Annotated in this window: 10 protein-coding genes and 4 pseudogenes; 4 read left to right on the top strand and 10 right to left on the bottom strand. The window is 30.7% G+C overall.

The features are described from left to right. Positions 1-209, top strand: a pseudogene (locus CF599_RS19740) (IS4 family transposase); the annotation flags it as partial. A gap of 344 nt (positions 210-553) precedes the next feature. Here the strand turns inward: CF599_RS19740 and CF599_RS18225 are convergent. The 3 genes from CF599_RS18225 to CF599_RS18215 all read right to left on the bottom strand — a co-directional run bounded on the left by CF599_RS18225 (position 554) and on the right by CF599_RS18215 (position 7,157). After that, on the bottom strand, positions 554-3,124 hold the full coding sequence (locus tag CF599_RS18225) for a hypothetical protein (protein WP_121967372.1): 2,571 nt from the start codon (positions 3,122-3,124) through the stop codon (positions 554-556). Positions 3,125-3,191: 67 nt separating this feature from the next. Further along, positions 3,192-5,720, bottom strand: coding sequence for a hypothetical protein (locus tag CF599_RS18220; protein ID WP_121967371.1), 2,529 nt, complete (start codon positions 5,718-5,720; stop codon positions 3,192-3,194). 21 nt (positions 5,721-5,741) lie between these two features. Continuing rightward, positions 5,742-7,157, bottom strand: a complete 1,416-nt coding sequence (locus tag CF599_RS18215; RefSeq protein ID WP_121967370.1) for a hypothetical protein — start codon at positions 7,155-7,157, stop codon at positions 5,742-5,744. Between the two features lie 962 nt (positions 7,158-8,119). Between CF599_RS18215 and CF599_RS18210 the strand changes: the two genes are divergently transcribed. Next, a complete protein-coding gene (locus tag CF599_RS18210; protein ID WP_121967369.1) occupies positions 8,120-9,046 on the top strand; it encodes a beta-1,6-N-acetylglucosaminyltransferase in 927 nt (308 codons plus the stop codon). Positions 9,047-9,059: 13 nt separating this feature from the next. Here the strand turns inward: CF599_RS18210 and CF599_RS18205 are convergent. Further along, positions 9,060-9,971 (bottom strand): annotated as a pseudogene (locus tag CF599_RS18205) (IS1595 family transposase). A gap of 122 nt (positions 9,972-10,093) precedes the next feature. Here CF599_RS18205 and CF599_RS18200 point away from each other — a divergent pair. Next, positions 10,094-10,372 (top strand): annotated as a pseudogene (locus tag CF599_RS18200) (type IX secretion system membrane protein PorP/SprF); the annotation flags it as partial. Positions 10,373-10,806: 434 nt separating this feature from the next. On the opposite strand, the gene CF599_RS18195 reads toward CF599_RS18200, so the two are convergent. The 5 genes and pseudogenes from CF599_RS18195 to CF599_RS18170 all read right to left on the bottom strand — a co-directional run bounded on the left by CF599_RS18195 (position 10,807) and on the right by CF599_RS18170 (position 15,681). Further along, positions 10,807-11,028, bottom strand: coding sequence for a hypothetical protein (locus CF599_RS18195; protein ID WP_121967367.1), 222 nt, complete (start codon positions 11,026-11,028; stop codon positions 10,807-10,809). A 146-nt stretch (positions 11,029-11,174) separates the two neighbouring features. Then, positions 11,175-12,032 (bottom strand): IS4 family transposase, encoded by an 858-nt coding sequence (locus CF599_RS18190; RefSeq protein WP_121967366.1) that lies wholly within the window; start codon positions 12,030-12,032, stop codon positions 11,175-11,177. Between the two features lie 192 nt (positions 12,033-12,224). Then, positions 12,225-12,557 (bottom strand): annotated as a pseudogene (locus CF599_RS18185) (transposase); the annotation flags it as partial. Positions 12,558-12,678: 121 nt separating this feature from the next. Beyond that, entirely contained in the window at positions 12,679-14,175 is a 1,497-nt protein-coding gene (locus CF599_RS18180) for an acyl-CoA dehydrogenase family protein (RefSeq protein WP_121967365.1), read from the bottom strand. A 945-nt stretch (positions 14,176-15,120) separates the two neighbouring features. Beyond that, positions 15,121-15,681, bottom strand: a complete 561-nt coding sequence (locus CF599_RS18170) for an AraC family transcriptional regulator (protein ID WP_121967364.1) — start codon at positions 15,679-15,681, stop codon at positions 15,121-15,123. Between the two features lie 799 nt (positions 15,682-16,480). Between CF599_RS18170 and tnpA the strand changes: the two genes are divergently transcribed. Next, positions 16,481-16,912 carry an IS200/IS605 family transposase gene (tnpA, locus tag CF599_RS18165; protein WP_121967363.1) on the top strand — a complete coding sequence of 144 codons (432 nt, stop codon included), beginning with the start codon at positions 16,481-16,483 and terminating at the stop codon, positions 16,910-16,912. 513 nt (positions 16,913-17,425) lie between these two features. On the opposite strand, the gene CF599_RS18155 is transcribed toward tnpA, so the two are convergent. Continuing rightward, positions 17,426-17,704 (bottom strand): transposase (locus CF599_RS18155; RefSeq protein WP_143824835.1); only part of this gene is annotated, 279 nt, incomplete at its 5' end.

Raw genomic sequence — 17,704 nt, 5'->3', positions numbered from 1 at the left:
TGATGATACAAATTTGGACAGCGTTAATTACCATTTTAATACTAAAAGCTCTTAGAGCACAGTCAAAATTCAAGTGGCACCTATCAAATTTAGTCGCTTTTATAAGACTTAACCTCTTTGTCAAGATTGAACTACAAAGATGGCTGGATAATCCACTAAATGAGGTAGAAAAACCACCTCCTAAATTACAACAGGGGATTCTGTTTTAAAAATTATCAAAGATATATTTCTATCCTACTAAAGTGGGAGGATATTCTATGTGCTAAATTTATTTAGGACGCTATTGATTACAAATATACATTTATGATACTAGACGGAGATACAGAAAAAGTTTAATAGGTAACTAACTTTCGGCCTCGATGAGATTATTCCTTGATGACTAATAACGATGGGATTTTTATTTGTTCAATATAAAGCCAAAAAACAAAGAGGTAAAACAGAAAGTATAAACTCTCTATTTTACCTCTATTTGAAAGAAAACTTTTTCAGAACCCTTAATCTATTGAGATTTTTTTATTTATATTGATTGTTAAAACTTAAACTCATTAATTATCTATTTTGAAGTCACACTAAACAACCATGCTAGAGCATTAGCTGTAAATTGTGAGTTATAAACAACATTCCCATACGATGTTTTAGTAATAGGTTTATTAGTACTCGTATTTACAACAAAAGGACAAATAGTTTTTGAATCAACACTACTACCGTTTTGAGAATTAAATCCTCCATCACCCATCCATACAAAATTGAGTGTTTTATGTCTGAATGCAAATATATTACCATTACTATCTTGTGAAAGAATGACTATATTACTCAATGCACTTCCTAAAGAACTAGGAACTAACCCTATCCCTCCAGTGGCATCATCTCCTAAATACCTATTGCGTATATCACCAAATGGACCATTTAAAACTGGATCATCAACTAATGTTGTTGGGAACGTAGAACCACCTGAACCAATACCTACGGCTTGCACATTAGATATACCTAAAACTGCGTTTAATAAATTATATGTATAACCTGGATTTGCAGCATCAGTTGCGGCTAGTAGTGCTCCCCCACTGCGAACATAAGCAGCAATTGTACTTGCTTCTGAAACAGTTAATGTTGTACTATAACCAATACTAATAAGAGCAGGATTATGGGTGCTAATATGTGATGCTACTTGACTCGTAGTACCAGATCCATATGCCGCTACTATAATACTTCCCTCCATTGCTACAGTACTAGTTGGTAAAGACCCAAAATTATTAGGGCTATTAATAAATAACTTAGAATGCCCATTATCAAATCCATAACCAAAACTAGTTAAATTAGAGTATGTCAACATTGTTTTAGAAGACATTGCTAATTTCACATCAAAACCACAACTTATTGGATTAATATTAGTTGGAACAGAAATAGTCATTCTTTTTTTATCATTACTTGTTGGCGTTCCACTACCATATAACTTTAACTCTATAGTACCTACTGTAGTAAATGTACCTGTTGAACTAAACTTAATACCATCTACTGTGTTTGTCGTAATATTATATGCTCCTGTATTTTTTACATCAACAAATATTGTAACAAAATTAGTAGTATTCAATGGAACCCAAGCCCTATATTTACCAGACACCTGTACCTGGTCTTCATATTGACAATAAATCGTTACTTCGGCATTTTTAGTTTTAATAGGCAAATTATAAATACAGCTTGTACTAATTATCTTTTCATCCACGGCTTTAGGGTCATACTCCTTTATACCCTGAGAATACATCTGTATAACCATAGGTAAAGTTGTTCCCCCTACTGTAAGCTTTCCTGTATTAGTCACAGGTTTCATTTCTACTTTTTGAATATCATTAGTAGTCGCATTAAATTTGAAGTCTACAACTTCTGACTCGAACTCAATCTTTTGGGTTTGAGCGCCTGTAACTTCAATAACTCCTCTAATTTTCCCCCTACCAGTAGCGTTAACTTTTACTGGTACGATAACTTTATTTGCTTCAGTTAAAGCGTCATCTTTATAAAAATCTCCTTGTGTTGTAACAGTACTACAGTCTATAGTTACATTTACTTTTGATATAGTGGCAAAATAAGGATAAGTCTTCACGGATTCACCCTGTTCTACTTTTACATAAGAATTACTAGTAAAAACAAAATCAGTTTGAAGAGGCCAAATAGGACTTCCAAATCCCTCCAACTCTATAATAGCAGTACCACTACTAACCTCCTGAGGAGTCAGTAGTCTACTTTTCTTAAAATAAATACCATTAACTGTTTGAGTAGTTATAGTAACTGTTCCTTGCTTAGAAATATTAGAAATAGTGACTAACATTTTACCAGTCGTCTTGGTCGAACTAAGATCAACTCCTGTGTAGAAATTACCTATTTGTTCTACTTTTATAATATCATAAGACAGAGCTTTCTTCTCAACTTCATTAGTAGCCTTACACGTAGATTCTTTCTTGTTTAAGAAAAACTTAATATTATCTTTTCCACTAGGAATCCCATTTGTACGAACATACCCTTTTACAGGTGTTCCATTTCCTTTAAGTACTAATACATAATCGCCTTTTTGAGGAAAAACTCCACTAGTATAAAAATTATAACCATTTTCTTTATTTACATCATCGTAAGCTATAGCTTCAACCTCATAAGTTCCAGGAATACTAACACTCACTTCTACTATAATAGTATTCTTTCTTGAATCAAGAAAGACGCCTTCAGTATACTCCCCATTTATCTTTAATGAACTACACTTATTATCAGGAATAACAAATGTAGCCGGTCCAACATCTCCACATACACTCATCCATTGTAGGCGACTAGTATTATAAAACTCAATACATTCTATCGTCGTATTATATATAGACATACCACCAACTAGACTTTCTACAGGAATACGCTTACGCTCAGCTGTTGTCATACGAGGCAATAAGAAACCTTTTTCTTTAGAGTTCAGTTCCATAAGACTAAAACCAGTAGGTTCTAATACATTAGGAGAAGTACCATCAGAAATTTGTGTTCCTACGCTATTAATATTTTGAGCTGAAACAGTATAGCTTACTACTGGCAATAAAATAAATATGGCCACTAACACAATTCGTACAACTGCCTTTACACTTATATATTTTATCATAAATTTCATTTATTACTATAACAGATTATATCTAAAAACTCTAATCTCGTATTTTATAAATAATCTATTATTTTTTATGTATTATTACATAATCTATAGCCCAAGCTAAAGCATTGGCATATAAAACAGCATTATAAACAGTCCCATTATCTGTATAGCTTTTAGGCTTTGGTACACCTTGATTATCAAAGTTAGACGGAAAAATAACAGGATTCACATAATCTTTTTTCCCAATAAACCAACCTCCATCTCCAACAAACATAAAACCTAAATCCCTATGTTTTAACGCCCATATAGAATTAGAATCGCCTTGTTTAGATACTAAAGGAATATAAGAATTAGGTAAATTAGAATAATACCAACCATTATGAGCATCATTACCCATAAGCTTTCCTGCTAGATTTCCAAAAGGACCATTTATAATAGACTCACTATTTGCAGAAGATAAGACTGGGTTAAGCATAGTGAAACTTCCTGAAGCAGATATACCACTACCTCCGACAGTTAAACCAGCTAATCTTTCTATCACATTCTTAGTGTAACTATTTGCTGTATTCTCGTCACCTACGATTAAAACTCCTTTTTTATCTCTGACAAATGAAACTAATACATCTTGAGTTGCTGTTGAAAAATTATAGCCGATAACATTAACTATTATATCAACCTTATTTGCATTAATAAAGCTCTCTAAAGCATTTCCTTGAGCACTAGTAGTTAAGACTGTTACTGAGTTAACTTTTACTGTTCCATTAGGTCCAAAATTAGTAGGACTCTTTAATATAGCACCACCAGCATACAATGAACTACTGTTGGCTCCGTAATTTGCTCCACCTAATGAAAGTACAACAATATCATGAGATTTTACTTTTGCTATTATAGAGCATATAGGTGATGTACTTACATCTAAACCTTCTGCTGTTAAATTAAACATTACATTTCCAGCAGAAGTAAACTTTCCAATAGGATCTAATACAATTGTAGCTTTGCCCCTTGTTTTTTCATCATCACTAAATGTTCCTGTTTTTGTAAAATATACTCCATTAACAGTATTTGTTTTGATTGTATAATTTTCAGCATAGCCAACATTAACATTAACTGAGATACCATGTTTTCCGCTTTCTAAAGGAGTATTTAATAAAAATACGTTATTTTTACCTACTGGTCCTGCTGAAAAAGCAAATGATTCATTACAATCAAATGTATAATTCTTAGAACGTTGCACCACTGTGGTTATAGGGAAACTTGGACAAAAGACTCCTCCCTTATTAGGAGTAATATTATTAAATTCAATAGTCTTTGATTTAACAGGTATTTCTATATTCTTGCCATTTACGACTTCAGGATATAATGTAACATATTGAATATTATCTGATCCATTAAATGTTAGTATCGTACTAGGCGCAACAAACTTTATTGGTACATCTGTACTTCCTTTTATAACTCCAAGTAATTCTATATCTACTACACCTGGAGCTAATACTTTAATTGGTATTAAAATAGAATTACTTTTATTCAAAAACGAATCTTCCCTGTATTCACCTCTGATTTGAATTTTACTTGCATCACACACCAAATCAAAACTAGTTGGTACAACTTTTACCTGCGCAGTTACATTCGGTGTTTTATTAGTTTTAGAGTTTGTAATAAATTTAAATGTACTATTCTCAATTCTTTCAGGAACTCCTTGAGCATACAGATATACTTCAGATTGTCCAGTTTGTGTAAATTCTCCTGATCCACTAAAACTTATTCCGTTTAAAGTTTCTGTACTTTGGATTCTCCAAAAACCTACAGTAGTAACATCTACTAGTACTTTAATCTTATTATCATTAGCATTTAAAGCCACTCCTTTATAAGCAGGCCATGACACATCAACAGCCTGAGGTTCAATAAGTTTAAAATCAAGCTGAGAAGACTTTACTTTAATATAACTTGAATTACATGTTGTATCCTTCTTTCCATTTACCAAGAAAGTCACCAAATCTCCTAAAGTCTCATTTGCTTCTAGTGGTGTACCTAATCCCTCTAATGCAATAGAGTATATCCCTTTTGTCTCAAAAATACCAGTTTTACTAAATGAATATCCATTATTAGTAACTGCACTAATATTATAAGACCCGGTTTCCAATACATTAACTGTTAGGTACAGAATATCTGTATCTCTTAAACTTTGTCCTTGTTTAAGTTCTTTTTCTCCATTAGAGCTTAAATAAACTTTCGAACAATCAAGCGTTAACTTAGCTGGTGGTAATGTACCACACACACTTAACCATTTATTTACTGTTGTGCTCCAATAATTTATACAATCATTTTCAACATTATAAATCACTAATCCATTTCCGCGTATTTTATCATTTATGACGATTTTATCTCGTTCAACAGTTGTCATACGAGGTAATAAAAAACCTTTGGTAACACTCTCTAATTCCAATATAGAATAGGGCGCTGCAGTAGCGCTTGTCACACCAGCTACAGAACCGTCCTTTAATTTAGTCATCTCATTCTGTCCAAATGACAATGAAACATTAAAAAATAATGTAATCATTATCAATAGAATCGATTGAAATAACTTCTTATATAAATCTTTACTTTTCATCAATACAAAATTTAATAATTACTATTTAGCTAATAAAGTTTCTAAGGCTTTAAAGTGCTTTCTCATTTCAGACATTTCAGACTCTAATTTGTCAATACGCAATTCTTTGGCATCTAATTCCTTCTGTTGATCAATTATATGTAAAAACAACTCTTCTGTTTTCTCTAACAACTGAATTGATAATTCAGACATATTAAAAGAATAACCTTCTGAAGTTTTTTCTAAATCACTTATCGGTGTAATACCTGGTAGATGTCTATTAGTGCGTATAAAATAATCTACTGTTTTTAGATCATTAAATTTATAATCATATTTTAAACTTGAAGATCCTTCAAAGTAACTATCAAATACATAATCTGCATAATAACTATTAGTAGCTGTTATACTCCCTTTAACACGCAATTTCTCATTCGGAACTTTAGTTAAGTCAGATTTTTCATCATACCCTATACCTACCCATCCATTGATGTATATATCTTGATCATTTTTTGTTGCTTGCTCAGTACTCTTAGCAACATACCAAGGTTCTTGGGTAATTTGACTAAAAGCAATAACTGTTGGATTTTTTAATTCATCTGTATAGATTAATTCTTTTTTAGTCGAGTCTGCCTTCAAAGCTGTTAAAGTCTCAGAATCATTAAAAATATCGGATATATATATTGGAGTAGCATCTTTATTCTCATCTGTATAAACTAAAGCTTTGCCATTTTCTTTATAATTGTCTTCTAACTTTAGTGACGTTATAGTCTCAAGGCCAACTTTCCCCCCATCACTTCCAATCCCACCAAATAGATCACTCCCTTTTATATCAACAAGTTGTGATTGTTCATTTTTATAGACAAATTTCTTAGCCTTATAGGTTCTTAACAATGAAGGTATAACTGGATTATTAGGGTCAATTTCCTTTATTTTATCTACATGTACTTCCATCATTTCACCTGTCTGAGCATTCTGCTCTAGATAAACATAAATCTCAATTTCCTCAGGAGTCAACGTGGTTAATGTTTCAAAATCTTTAACAAGTTCACTAATATCTTTCCTTTTCTCTACTCCTGCTTCTTTCCATATAAAAGTAAAATCATCGCCTTTTTTAATAATCTGAACAGAATTAGGATCTGCCTTCTCTTCAATATACTTAAATAAAGTATTATTGCTTATTAACGCATTCCATTTACCTTTTCCCCAAAAATAAAACCCTGCTTCGAAATTAGTAGCACCAGTATTAAATACTATTAGTCCCTCTGTGTAATCTCCTCCTGGTATGGTGGTAATATCATCCTCTCCTGTTAATTTCATTCGAGGTATTAAAACCCCCTTATCAGTAGATACTACATCTAATACTGCATTCCTATCAGGTAATACTGTTCCTATCCCAGTTTGGGCATAAATACTTACTGTTCCAAATAGTACAATAAATTGTATTATATTCTTTATCATAACAAGTGTGTTTTATTTAGCACCAAAATTAACATAAAATAAATACAAAAACATACCAAATAGGTATAAAAATAAAACACAAATACACTATTTTAATAAAAACAACACTCTATATATTCAAGTAACATTAAAAATATATCCCTATTTTACTATTAAAAACCATATTACTTGAATAAAAATCAAGTAATAATTTCTTCTACCTCCAAATCAATAAAACTTACATTCAAAAAAAAAACTGAGTTTTATCATAATATATGTCCTCTTTAAAATAAAAGGAAATCAAGATTGTAAGAATTACTGAAGACTAATAAAATCCTCCTACAAAAAAGGATAGGCTGTAGTTTAATCAAAAGAATTCCTCGGGGCAAGCCCACGAGGAATTTCGGAGTACGATGTAGTATTCTCTATAATACACTTTTTTCAAAGTGTATTGAAAAACCATCCGTTTTTCAAACTTTTCCTCCGAACCCCGAGGCAAGCCTCGGAGAATTCTTTAGATTAAAGACTATACTTGATACCAAGGCTTATCTAAACTTTAAACATATTTCTAAAAGATATCATGAGCTAATCTCAACACAATAATAAACTACAGCCTTTCAAAAAGAAACGTATTTATTCTTTAAATCATCGATATGACATTAAACAGAGATAAATTAAATTTAATCACTATATTGCTTATATTATTTAAATTTAATCATTATATTGCTTATATTATTTATAATTAATATGTATGTCCGTTTGATGTAATAAGAGGGGAGCAATGTTGTAATTATCCCATTAAACTAAATAATACCATTTTTTACAATTACTGTATATTAACTAGTTACATGTTTACATAATCAGTTCCTTTAACCTATAAATTATCAGTATGACACTAAACGGAGATACATATAATTAATGTTTAACATCTTGTATAAATGATAACGATTCTAAATTATTAAAAATAATATCCGATATAACTAATGGCAACTAACCAAGATAAAATTTACCCCCAATTGAAATTCGAAACTAAAAATAATACAGTAAATAAATTAATTACCGTAGCTTATTTTATCACAATAAAATACAATCCAGATCATTTTTTGACTATGTTTAAAAAATTATACAACAAAGATCAATTGTATCTTATTTATATCGATCATACTTGCTCTATAGAGGTAAAAAACATGATTCAAACCTACGTAGTCCACTTATCAAGTGTATACGTCTTAGATAGTTTCTATTTACAAACAGATAGTCATAATAAATACAAAATTCAGTTAAATGCGATGCAATACTTACTAAATGTCAGCGCTAAATGGGACTATTACATCAATTTAACTGATGATCATTACCCCTTAAAATCTCAATACAGAATTTGTGAATACTTAAGTAATAATAAAGAAAATAATTATTTTATCTATTATGATAAAAGCAGGTATAATCTAGATACTTATAATAGAAATAAGCATAACTATAGTGGCTTAATTGCATTAAAAGACGCTACTTTTAGTGAAAATACAATCATACCGTATATGAGTAATACATGGTTAATACTAACCCGAGATTCATGTGCTTTTCTCTCTTACAGTAAACAAGTTGATCATTATATACAATTATATTCAAATTCGTTATTCCCTTCTAATTCATTCTTTGCTACAATCTTATTAAACTCTGATTACAAACGCATAATAATTAATCATGACCAAAGAATATTATTTTCAAAAAGCGAACCAATTGAATTAATTCTAAAAAAAATAAAATCTAATAACCATTTTTTTATAAGAAAAATAAATTTAACTTCTAACCATTTAATAGACAAGTGCATTGAAGATAATTATCAATTACCCTTAATCGATAAAAAAGAAAATAAAAATGAACTAGGACTAAATTTTAATCAACAAAATTAATGTATCTCCGCTTTTAGTCATAAGTCGTAATATTAGCAATAATTAACCTATCAAAGAGCTTTTCACCAAAGTACCTTCTATTAAGTTTATAGATGAATTCATCTAAGTAAGCTTGAAGATATTTTCGTTTAATTTTATGATAATTCCCAAGCATATTTCTCTTGGCATTACTGATTGCTATATGTACCCATTTTAGGGTTTCTTTAGTTGTTTCTGAAGATGATTTTTCACAGATATGTATCTGTACAAAATCGGAAATATCTACATAAGAAGTACTCTTGTCGGTTAAAACAATATTACTTTCTTGAATATTCTTTTTCACCATTTGGCTTATGCCCTCAGCTTTATGATCTTCAAGAACAACTGCTTTAAAATAGCGTAGGTGATTTTGTTTTTTACCTGTTTCTATATCTTCCAAAACGGTACTTTCAGCCATAATAGCTACGTTTTGAACTCCTGTAGAGCCACGAGCACTTTTAGTTTTATATTTCTCTTTTTCAGATGTTTATACTTTGAAATATCCCTCATCCATCTCCAACATTCCTTCTAAAGTGTACTTACTATCTCTATTACCCATCGCTTTACGTAATTTATGAACCATTGCCCAAACAGGTTCATATCTCTTTAGTCCTAATTGCTTTTGAATCTCTAAAGTTGAAAAGTCTTTCTTAGTCGTTGTCATTAAAAACATTGTCCTATACCACACTAAAAATGATAGCTTAGAATGTTCCATTATAGTACCACTTTTTAAGCTCATACGAGCACGACATTTCTTACATTCATAACTCCATCTACTTTGAATCCAGTAATGACTGTCATGACCACATTTTTGACAAGTAACTCCTAACTTAGCTCGTTGTTCTTTAAAATGTAAACAGCAAGATTCTTCACTTGTAAATTCCGCGGTAAAGGTGAATAGATTCATAGAGATTTTCTCTTCTTTAGACTACAAATATACGTTTATGATAGTAAACGGAAATACATAACAAAATTAAACTTATTTGTAGGGGGAAGCCTACAAATAAGTTTTTCTATATACTCTATAATATCGACCTAACAGCTAACTTTTTATTATATGACAAGTATACTCTAGGAGAGGCATACCGCTGGGATGCATCAGTTAGTGCACTAGTTGGATTTAAGTTAGATGACAAATTACTTATTGGTTATGACTTTGATACCACAAGATTAAGAAATTACAATTCGGGATCGCATGAGATATTTTTGAGATTTGAACTCTTAAATCCTTTCAGTAAAATAAATGCTTATGTATCTCCGTTTAGTGTCATACTGATAATTTATAGGTTAAAGGAACTGATCATGTAAATACGTAACTAGTTAATATATAGTAATTGTAAAAAATGGTATTATTTAGTTTAATGGGATAATTACAACATTACTCCCCTCTTATTACATCAAACGGACATACATTTAATGCTCCAAGATTTTTCTAAAAAGTAGAGCTGCAATTGAATATACTAGGAATATTTGTATCAGATAGATGCCAGCAAAAAGAAACTATCTAGAGATGAAGCTAAATTATTTCTTCTAACAGTTAACCTGACTGACACTGATAGCAAAAAGACTTAGTCTATCATTACTACAACATCACAAAATAAAGCCACAAAATAGAAAAACTAATTCTAGTGACAAAAGAAAGGGACTGTCTTTAAGAAACAGTCCCTTTACTTAAAAAAAATTAAACAAAAAAAAATAGATTTTATCCTACGAATGATTATAATTAATTATGGAGTTCTTCTTTATTTAGCTATTTTGCTAATCGCTTGATCTGTGCACGCTTTCGCTTTTGTATTGCACTGTTTAGCTTGATCATTATCACCATTCTCATAATGCCTTGCAGCATCAAAATGGTACTTCACTGCTGATTCTAAATGAGCAGCTGCCTCTCTGTGTTTTGTTACTTCACCATCAGTATTACCTTTTTTAGCACTGTCTTTACTGGATTGATCATTACTTTTCATACTTTATTAATATTAAGTTTGTAACTTAATTGCTACTATACAAAGGTGCCCTTTTCGTATCTAAGATGTGTTACATAATAATCTATATGATTTACATATTTCACACTTTTTCAAGATTAATTCGATTATTTTTCTTTAATTTTTATCTAAGTACATGACAAAAAACTAAAAATACTAATATCTAATTGATTAACCTTCGAATGAAATAGCCTAGCCAAGTAATCAAGACCTAATTTAACCGCACTAATACTTCGATTACCATGTTTTTTGACGACTATAGGCTTAATATAAGTATCGATATAATCTCCAATTTTATAACACCAAACAAGAGCAACCATTACTAGCATAATGAGTTGTTCAAGTTTTTTGAGACACTTTAGATGTGTGTCTTCAATATTAAAACCACTTGATTTCATTGCTCTAAATAATGTTTCTATTTGCCATCTTTTCTTATATTTTTCAGAGGCATTTTCTGGTTTATTAAAACTTACAATTATACAATAATCAGTTTTGCCATCAGTCCTTATTTTTGTAGCTGATAAATAACATAGTTGTCCATGGAGGTATACAATTTTCTCATAGGCTCTAAACTCTCCAACTTTTAAATTGTAAAACAGATGATACACATATTTACCTTCTTGCTTATGAGGTAGATAAACTTTAAAATTGTTTCGAATACGTATGTAATACCTAATTCTTTTGTCATTCAGATATTCTATCCAATGTTCTCCAACAAACTCTCTTTCAGCTAATAAGCAGTCTATACAATCTTTTCCAAACCATTCTATAAAATCATTAATAAGCTCTTTCCTTTCATTGGTATTTGAGTTTCCTTTTTTATCTAACATCTTAAACATGAGAGGAAAAGCAATATTCTTATAGCAAACTCCAAGCATCAGTATATTGATGTTTTGGTTATTGAGTTTATCCTTAAAACCTCCTTTTAATATCGTTAAAAGTTCTGTACTTTTGTAATCTAGGCTGTTGTTCGTTTCTAAAGGCATTCCGTGAGAATTTTTCCTTTAAGATGCTGAATATCAGCTTTTTTTGCAAATGTAATACTCGCTTATTTTGTTGTGAATCAAATGTTTAACATTTTTGTCATGTACTAAGATAAATAATGAATAAAACAACGTTTTATCGAATTATTTTATCTTTATAGATTATAAATTATCATGCGTTTGCCCTGATAAAGCCCATGCTGTTGGCTGGCTTATACCATAGCGTTTACCCATTTGAATACTAGAGAGGCTTTTGGTAGAAGTTGTCATTTCAAACACAATCATAAATGCTTTATGTAAACCAAATTTGACTTTGTGAAATAAGGTATTAGCTGTTGAGCTTTCAACATGCTCACAGTTATAACAATAGTATGAATGATTAGATTTTAAGCAACCTTTTTTATGCCCACATTTTACACAAGTAAAACCGTTTGACCACTTAATTTTACTTAAATAAGCCTTACATGCTTCGTCAGCTGGTAGTTCTTTTACTAAGTTAAGAATATTTTGACCCTTAAAAATTTCCATACTATTGATTTTAAGATACTAATATACGGATATTAAACTGATAACTCAATAGAAGTATTCTATTGTGGTTACGGTAAACCATTCCAATTATTCAATATTTAAACTTGATTTTTAAATTTTGTTAAAAAGTAGTCCAATCTGAATTAATCTCATAATCTAAAATGGGATTTACATCATTTTGTACATTAAATTGACCATAAAAAGAAGCTAGATCTGAAAGAAGGCTTTGACGTGTAATTTCTATAAGTTGCATATTAAAACCATCTAGTTGCAAGACTAATTGAAAGCTTATAACTCGAGCTAACATTTTACCTATAAGTATTAAATCTCGTTGTTTTAATGTATTATCAACACTTAAATCTAATTGAGATACAAAATATTCAGCACTCAAACTCGTGCGTTCATACAACTTTAAAAAATCATATAGATTCGTTTCTTTAGCTTGTCTCATCAATTTTAGTATCCCCTCCGCAATTTGGGTATACAGCATTTCATTTGATCCTTCAAAAATTTGGAAAGGTCTACAATCAACTAAAGATCTTCCAGCAATATGGTCTAATCGATATCCATTAGCCCCAGCTAATTGTAAACTAATTTGGGCTGATTCTTGCATTAAATCTGTAACTAATGCTTTTAGTACATTAGCCTCAATACTCATCAAAGCTACATTTTTGTCAATTCCACTTGTATTAACGCTAAAAAGGCACATACCAGAACATAACGTGTAAGCGGCTTGGATTTTTGCAATTTGATTTTTAACCGAATCAATAGTCAACAAAGGTGTGCCCCCTACCTGTCTTTCTTGGCAATGTGCTAAGGACTCATCTAAAAGCCTTTTAATAAAACCTAATCCCATACCCGGGAATTGAAGCCTGCTGCGATGAAGCGTATCAAGCATTAATTTAATACCCGTTGTTTCATTAAGTAATTTTTGCTCCTTAGGAACAACTATATCAATTTCATTAATACCATAAGCAATAGCATATAAACCCAAGTTATTATAACGGTGAACCATAGGAATATGTTGATGTTCTTTGTTATTTTCAGAAACAAAAAAATCAATATCTCTTGCTAATTCTCCATTTGGCTTACTCTCTCTAGCCGCTACAATCCAAAAATCAGCTACACCACTTAGTCCTTGCCAATGTTTTTGTCCTTTAATATAAAACATTTCTTGCTTTTGCTCAAAAGCTGTTTTCATATTCAAAGCGTCGTTCCCGTGTGCTTTTTCAGTAATCATTAATCCACCCATTGCTTTGTTTTCTATAAACTCTTTAAACACCTTTTGCTGAACAGCAACCTGTCCATATTTAGCCAAAGGTTCCAAAAAAAGAGCGATATTTATCCCAAACATCAACGAAAGAGGTAAAGATTCATAAGAAGTTACTGAGAGGATTTGCAGGCATTCCTTTACTTTTATCCCCCTACCTCCATAGGCCTCAGGAATAGCTACAGATAAGGGGATTAGATCCATAATTTCATCCACTAATTCAGCAGGAAAATCACGGGTAAGTCCCATAGCATTATAATTATATTTTTCTCGAAACAGATATTTCAATCGCTTCTTAAATTCTTCAATATAAATACTAAAATCAATATTTTCTACTAATCCATTCATCTCTATTATCTTTTACAAATTAAAAACTCTTGATTGTCAGAAAGTTTATAACCCTGCCATAGGAAAAATATTTGCTGGAATTTAATTTTTATCAATAATCAAAAAATCTCCTGATGACAACAAATATCAAGTGGCTTTTAAAGAAGTAACAAATTATTAATAAGTTTAATGTCATATCGATTATTTAAAGAATAAATTCGTTTCTTTTTGAAAATGTAAATCATTGAATTACAAATATCGTTAAAAGGAGCTTTACCTTTAGTAATAGAATAATTATGGCTTTAAGTTCTTCTTATTACATCAAGCGGATATACATATTAAGTTTTATTTATTACGGTTAAGAATTATAGTATTAAAATTTGATATTCTGTTTACTTCACAATGAACTACCCAGAGGCAGAGCCTCGAGGTATTGCGTTACTCAAAAGATAACCGCAGTTAATTTTTATTGAACGATTTGTAAATAATTTTTCTTCTCTTTGATTTTTAAGGTATTTCTGAACTACATCCACATTACTATACTGACCAACTGTATATACATAATATCTACACGGACAAAAAACACACTAATCTTTACCAATAAACCCCGAGGTAGAGCCTCGAGGACTTCTTTTGATTAAAGGCTAGCATCTTTTTACCAGTTCCACTGATTGCTTTTTCTGTACAAGCTTGTGCCTTAGTATTACATTCTACAGCTTTTTCAACCAATCCGTCCTCATAATGTTTAGCAGCATCTAAATGATATTTTACAGCTGATTCTAAATGACCAGCTGCTTCACGATGATTCTTGATTTCATTTTGTGAACTACTAGCTAAGGCTTTGTTTTCTCATCTTTCTTGTCCATATATCTCATGTTTTTGTATTGTAGTTTAATTACTACAATACAAAAATATAAATTACTGACTATAAAATAATTACATAATAATCATTATCTATTATATCATTCACACATCTTCGCGATTTATCCTTTTTTTATCTTTAAGTTTTTTAAAAAAAGTTGGAGTCAAACCCATGACTTTTTTAAATTGAGCAGATAAATGTGCTACGCTACTATAGTTAAGCTTATAGGCGATTTCAGATAGATTCATTTCATCATAAATTAGAAGTTCTTTTACTCGTTCAATTTTATGAACAATACCAAATTGTTCTATTGTAGTACCTGTAGACTCAGAAAATATATTAGCCAGATAAGTATAATCATAATTTAGCTGTTTACTTATGTAATCTGATTTTTTTATTTTTAAAACCTCTGTATCACCATACACCATTTCAATTACTACTTTTTTAATTTTCTCAATCAAAATAGCTCGTTTACTCTCTATGAGTTCTAATCCTGTGTGAAGTAAAGCCTTTTCTAATTGTATAAACTCTTCATTGGTAAGTTCTTGTTTTAATTCTACTTCACCAAGATCTACACTACCATAAATGATGCCGAGTTTATCTAACACCATCTTCACTATCATCTTACAGCGAAAACTCGCCATGTATTTTATGAAAATCTTCATACTTAAGAACTTTTATCTAAAGGTACCCTAAATAGTTGATTATCTGATATTAATAGTTAAAAAAACGAATTGATATATAAAACACACAGACAAAGAGGGAGATCTATATAAATCTTCCTCTTCTAAAAAAATACTATTTAGTTAAATCTCACAGCGGAGATTCCCAAAAAAATATTGATCAAAAATAAGGTAAGGATATCGAAAAAAAAATACTTTTGAGCATTCAATACCAACGCCTGTTTTCTTACTCCAATTTTATATAACATTCATTAAACCCAATCATCAAATGATTATTCTTCTATTGCGATAAATATTTGTGACCAATTTTCGAACTGTATTCCATCATCTTATTCGCGCTATCTTGTGCTTTTGCATTGCACTCAAAAGCATTATCAATATCTTCATTTTCAAAATACTGGGCTGCATCAAAATGATACCTTACAGCTAATTCTAGAAGCTAACCCTCTTTCTCTGCTAATCTAGCATAGATAAATTGTGTGAAATCGCTTAGTACACGACAAAAGTATTAATTAGTTGAATTAGAGAGAAATAAAGGAAGGAATTGTTTGTAAAAAAGGCTGATATTCAGTATATTAAAAGTTCCCCTCCTACAAAATGCCTTTAAAAACGAACAACAACCTAGAATGCAAAAACACAGAACTTCTAACAACTATAAAAGCTAGTTTCAAAAGAAGCTTTCAATTAGCAAGGATTCGACTGATTTGGTCATAGACCTACTCAAAACTATGCACTTTAGTGCATTTAGCTTTCAGCTTCTAAAAATGTTTACCTTTGATATATGGTATACCAACGCACAAATGGACCTAGTGTCTCACGTTTAACAGCGCATTTAGTATGGGTGACAAAATATCGTTATCCAGTATTGGAAGGTGATATTCAGATACGATGTCGTAGTCTAATAATTCAAATTTGTGAGGCAGAAGATATTCAAATCCTAAAAGGAATTGTTTCGAAAGATCATATGCATCTACACATAGAGTATCGTCCTTCACAAAATCTGAGTAATATAGTCACGTTGCTAAAAGGTCGTACATCGCAAAAGTTACAAATTGAATTTCCTGTTTTGAAACAACGGTATTGGAGACGTCACTTTTGGGCGATAGGTTTTGGGTGTTGGAGTACAGGAAACATTACTGATGAAATGCTAAATGAACATTTAGATCATCATCGTAAACCCAATGATAATGAGGGTAACTGTATACTTGAGTAAGTTGCTCCATCCAGGCAGGCTTTAGTCTGCTTTAACAAACTAAGGACTTTCAGTCCCTAGTGGTCTATTATCGTTGCTATATGCAAAGTAAAGTCTGTGAATTTTTCTAAAATCTCAACTGGATTTGACAATAATGCAAAAACTAGTAGCAACTATAGACATATTCAACGTTTTATCTCATCAATAGAATTAGAGTGAGTATTACGACTAATATTTGCACTAGTTCCTACTCAAGAATCATATGTCCTTGTAATAGATCGAACAAATAAATTCGAATCCTTTTGTTTCATTGAAAAATTTTACTGTACCTCCTGGCATATCTTAAGTATTAATTAGCCTTTCCTTAAATGTAGTAAAAGATCTGTAATTTAACTATACCTAGAGCATTTTCTTCTATAAAATTATTTTAGTTGAAGTTGGACAAAGTTTTTTATGTATGTCTGTTTGATGTAACAAGAGGGCAGTAATGTTGTAATTATCCCATTAACTAAATAATACCATTGAGTTATCCGTTTAGTTTCCGCTAATCATATTTAAAGTAGTTGGTTTCGCTTTAACCATCTTTACAATTGTGTTATGAAAAATAGTTTCCTTAAATAAGGATCTATTTAATCTATATACGAACTCATTAAAGTAAGCTTGGATGTATTTCTTATTGATATGTGAAGGTACGGTCCTAATCCAGGATTTAAGTTGGTGAATTACTACTTGTAATTCTTTAAAATTAGCCCCTTTATCACTTTCTTTTTGAGTGATGTTATACTTTTTTTTCAAAGGATTATACCTTCTCCA

This window comes from Myroides sp. N17-2 (genome assembly GCF_002286775.1).
Lineage (GTDB): Bacteria > Bacteroidota > Bacteroidia > Flavobacteriales > Flavobacteriaceae > Flavobacterium.
Note: the sequence above shows the minus strand (reverse complement) of the source record. Positions and strands in the feature narration are given on the sequence as shown.

Coding starts and splice junctions, on each gene's coding strand:
- CF599_RS18225 (WP_121967372.1), bottom strand. CDS start 3,124: ATGATAAAATATATAAGTGTAAAGGCAGTTGTACGAATTGTGTTAGTG.
- CF599_RS18220 (WP_121967371.1), bottom strand. CDS start 5,720: ATGAAAAGTAAAGATTTATATAAGAAGTTATTTCAATCGATTCTATTG.
- CF599_RS18215 (WP_121967370.1), bottom strand. CDS start 7,157: ATGATAAAGAATATAATACAATTTATTGTACTATTTGGAACAGTAAGT.
- CF599_RS18210 (WP_121967369.1), top strand. CDS start 8,120: ATGGCAACTAACCAAGATAAAATTTACCCCCAATTGAAATTCGAAACT.
- CF599_RS18195 (WP_121967367.1), bottom strand. CDS start 11,028: ATGAAAAGTAATGATCAATCCAGTAAAGACAGTGCTAAAAAAGGTAAT.
- CF599_RS18190 (WP_121967366.1), bottom strand. CDS start 12,032: ATGCCTTTAGAAACGAACAACAGCCTAGATTACAAAAGTACAGAACTT.
- CF599_RS18180 (WP_121967365.1), bottom strand. CDS start 14,175: ATGAATGGATTAGTAGAAAATATTGATTTTAGTATTTATATTGAAGAA.
- CF599_RS18170 (WP_121967364.1), bottom strand. CDS start 15,681: ATGAAGATTTTCATAAAATACATGGCGAGTTTTCGCTGTAAGATGATA.
- tnpA (WP_121967363.1), top strand. CDS start 16,481: ATGGTATACCAACGCACAAATGGACCTAGTGTCTCACGTTTAACAGCG.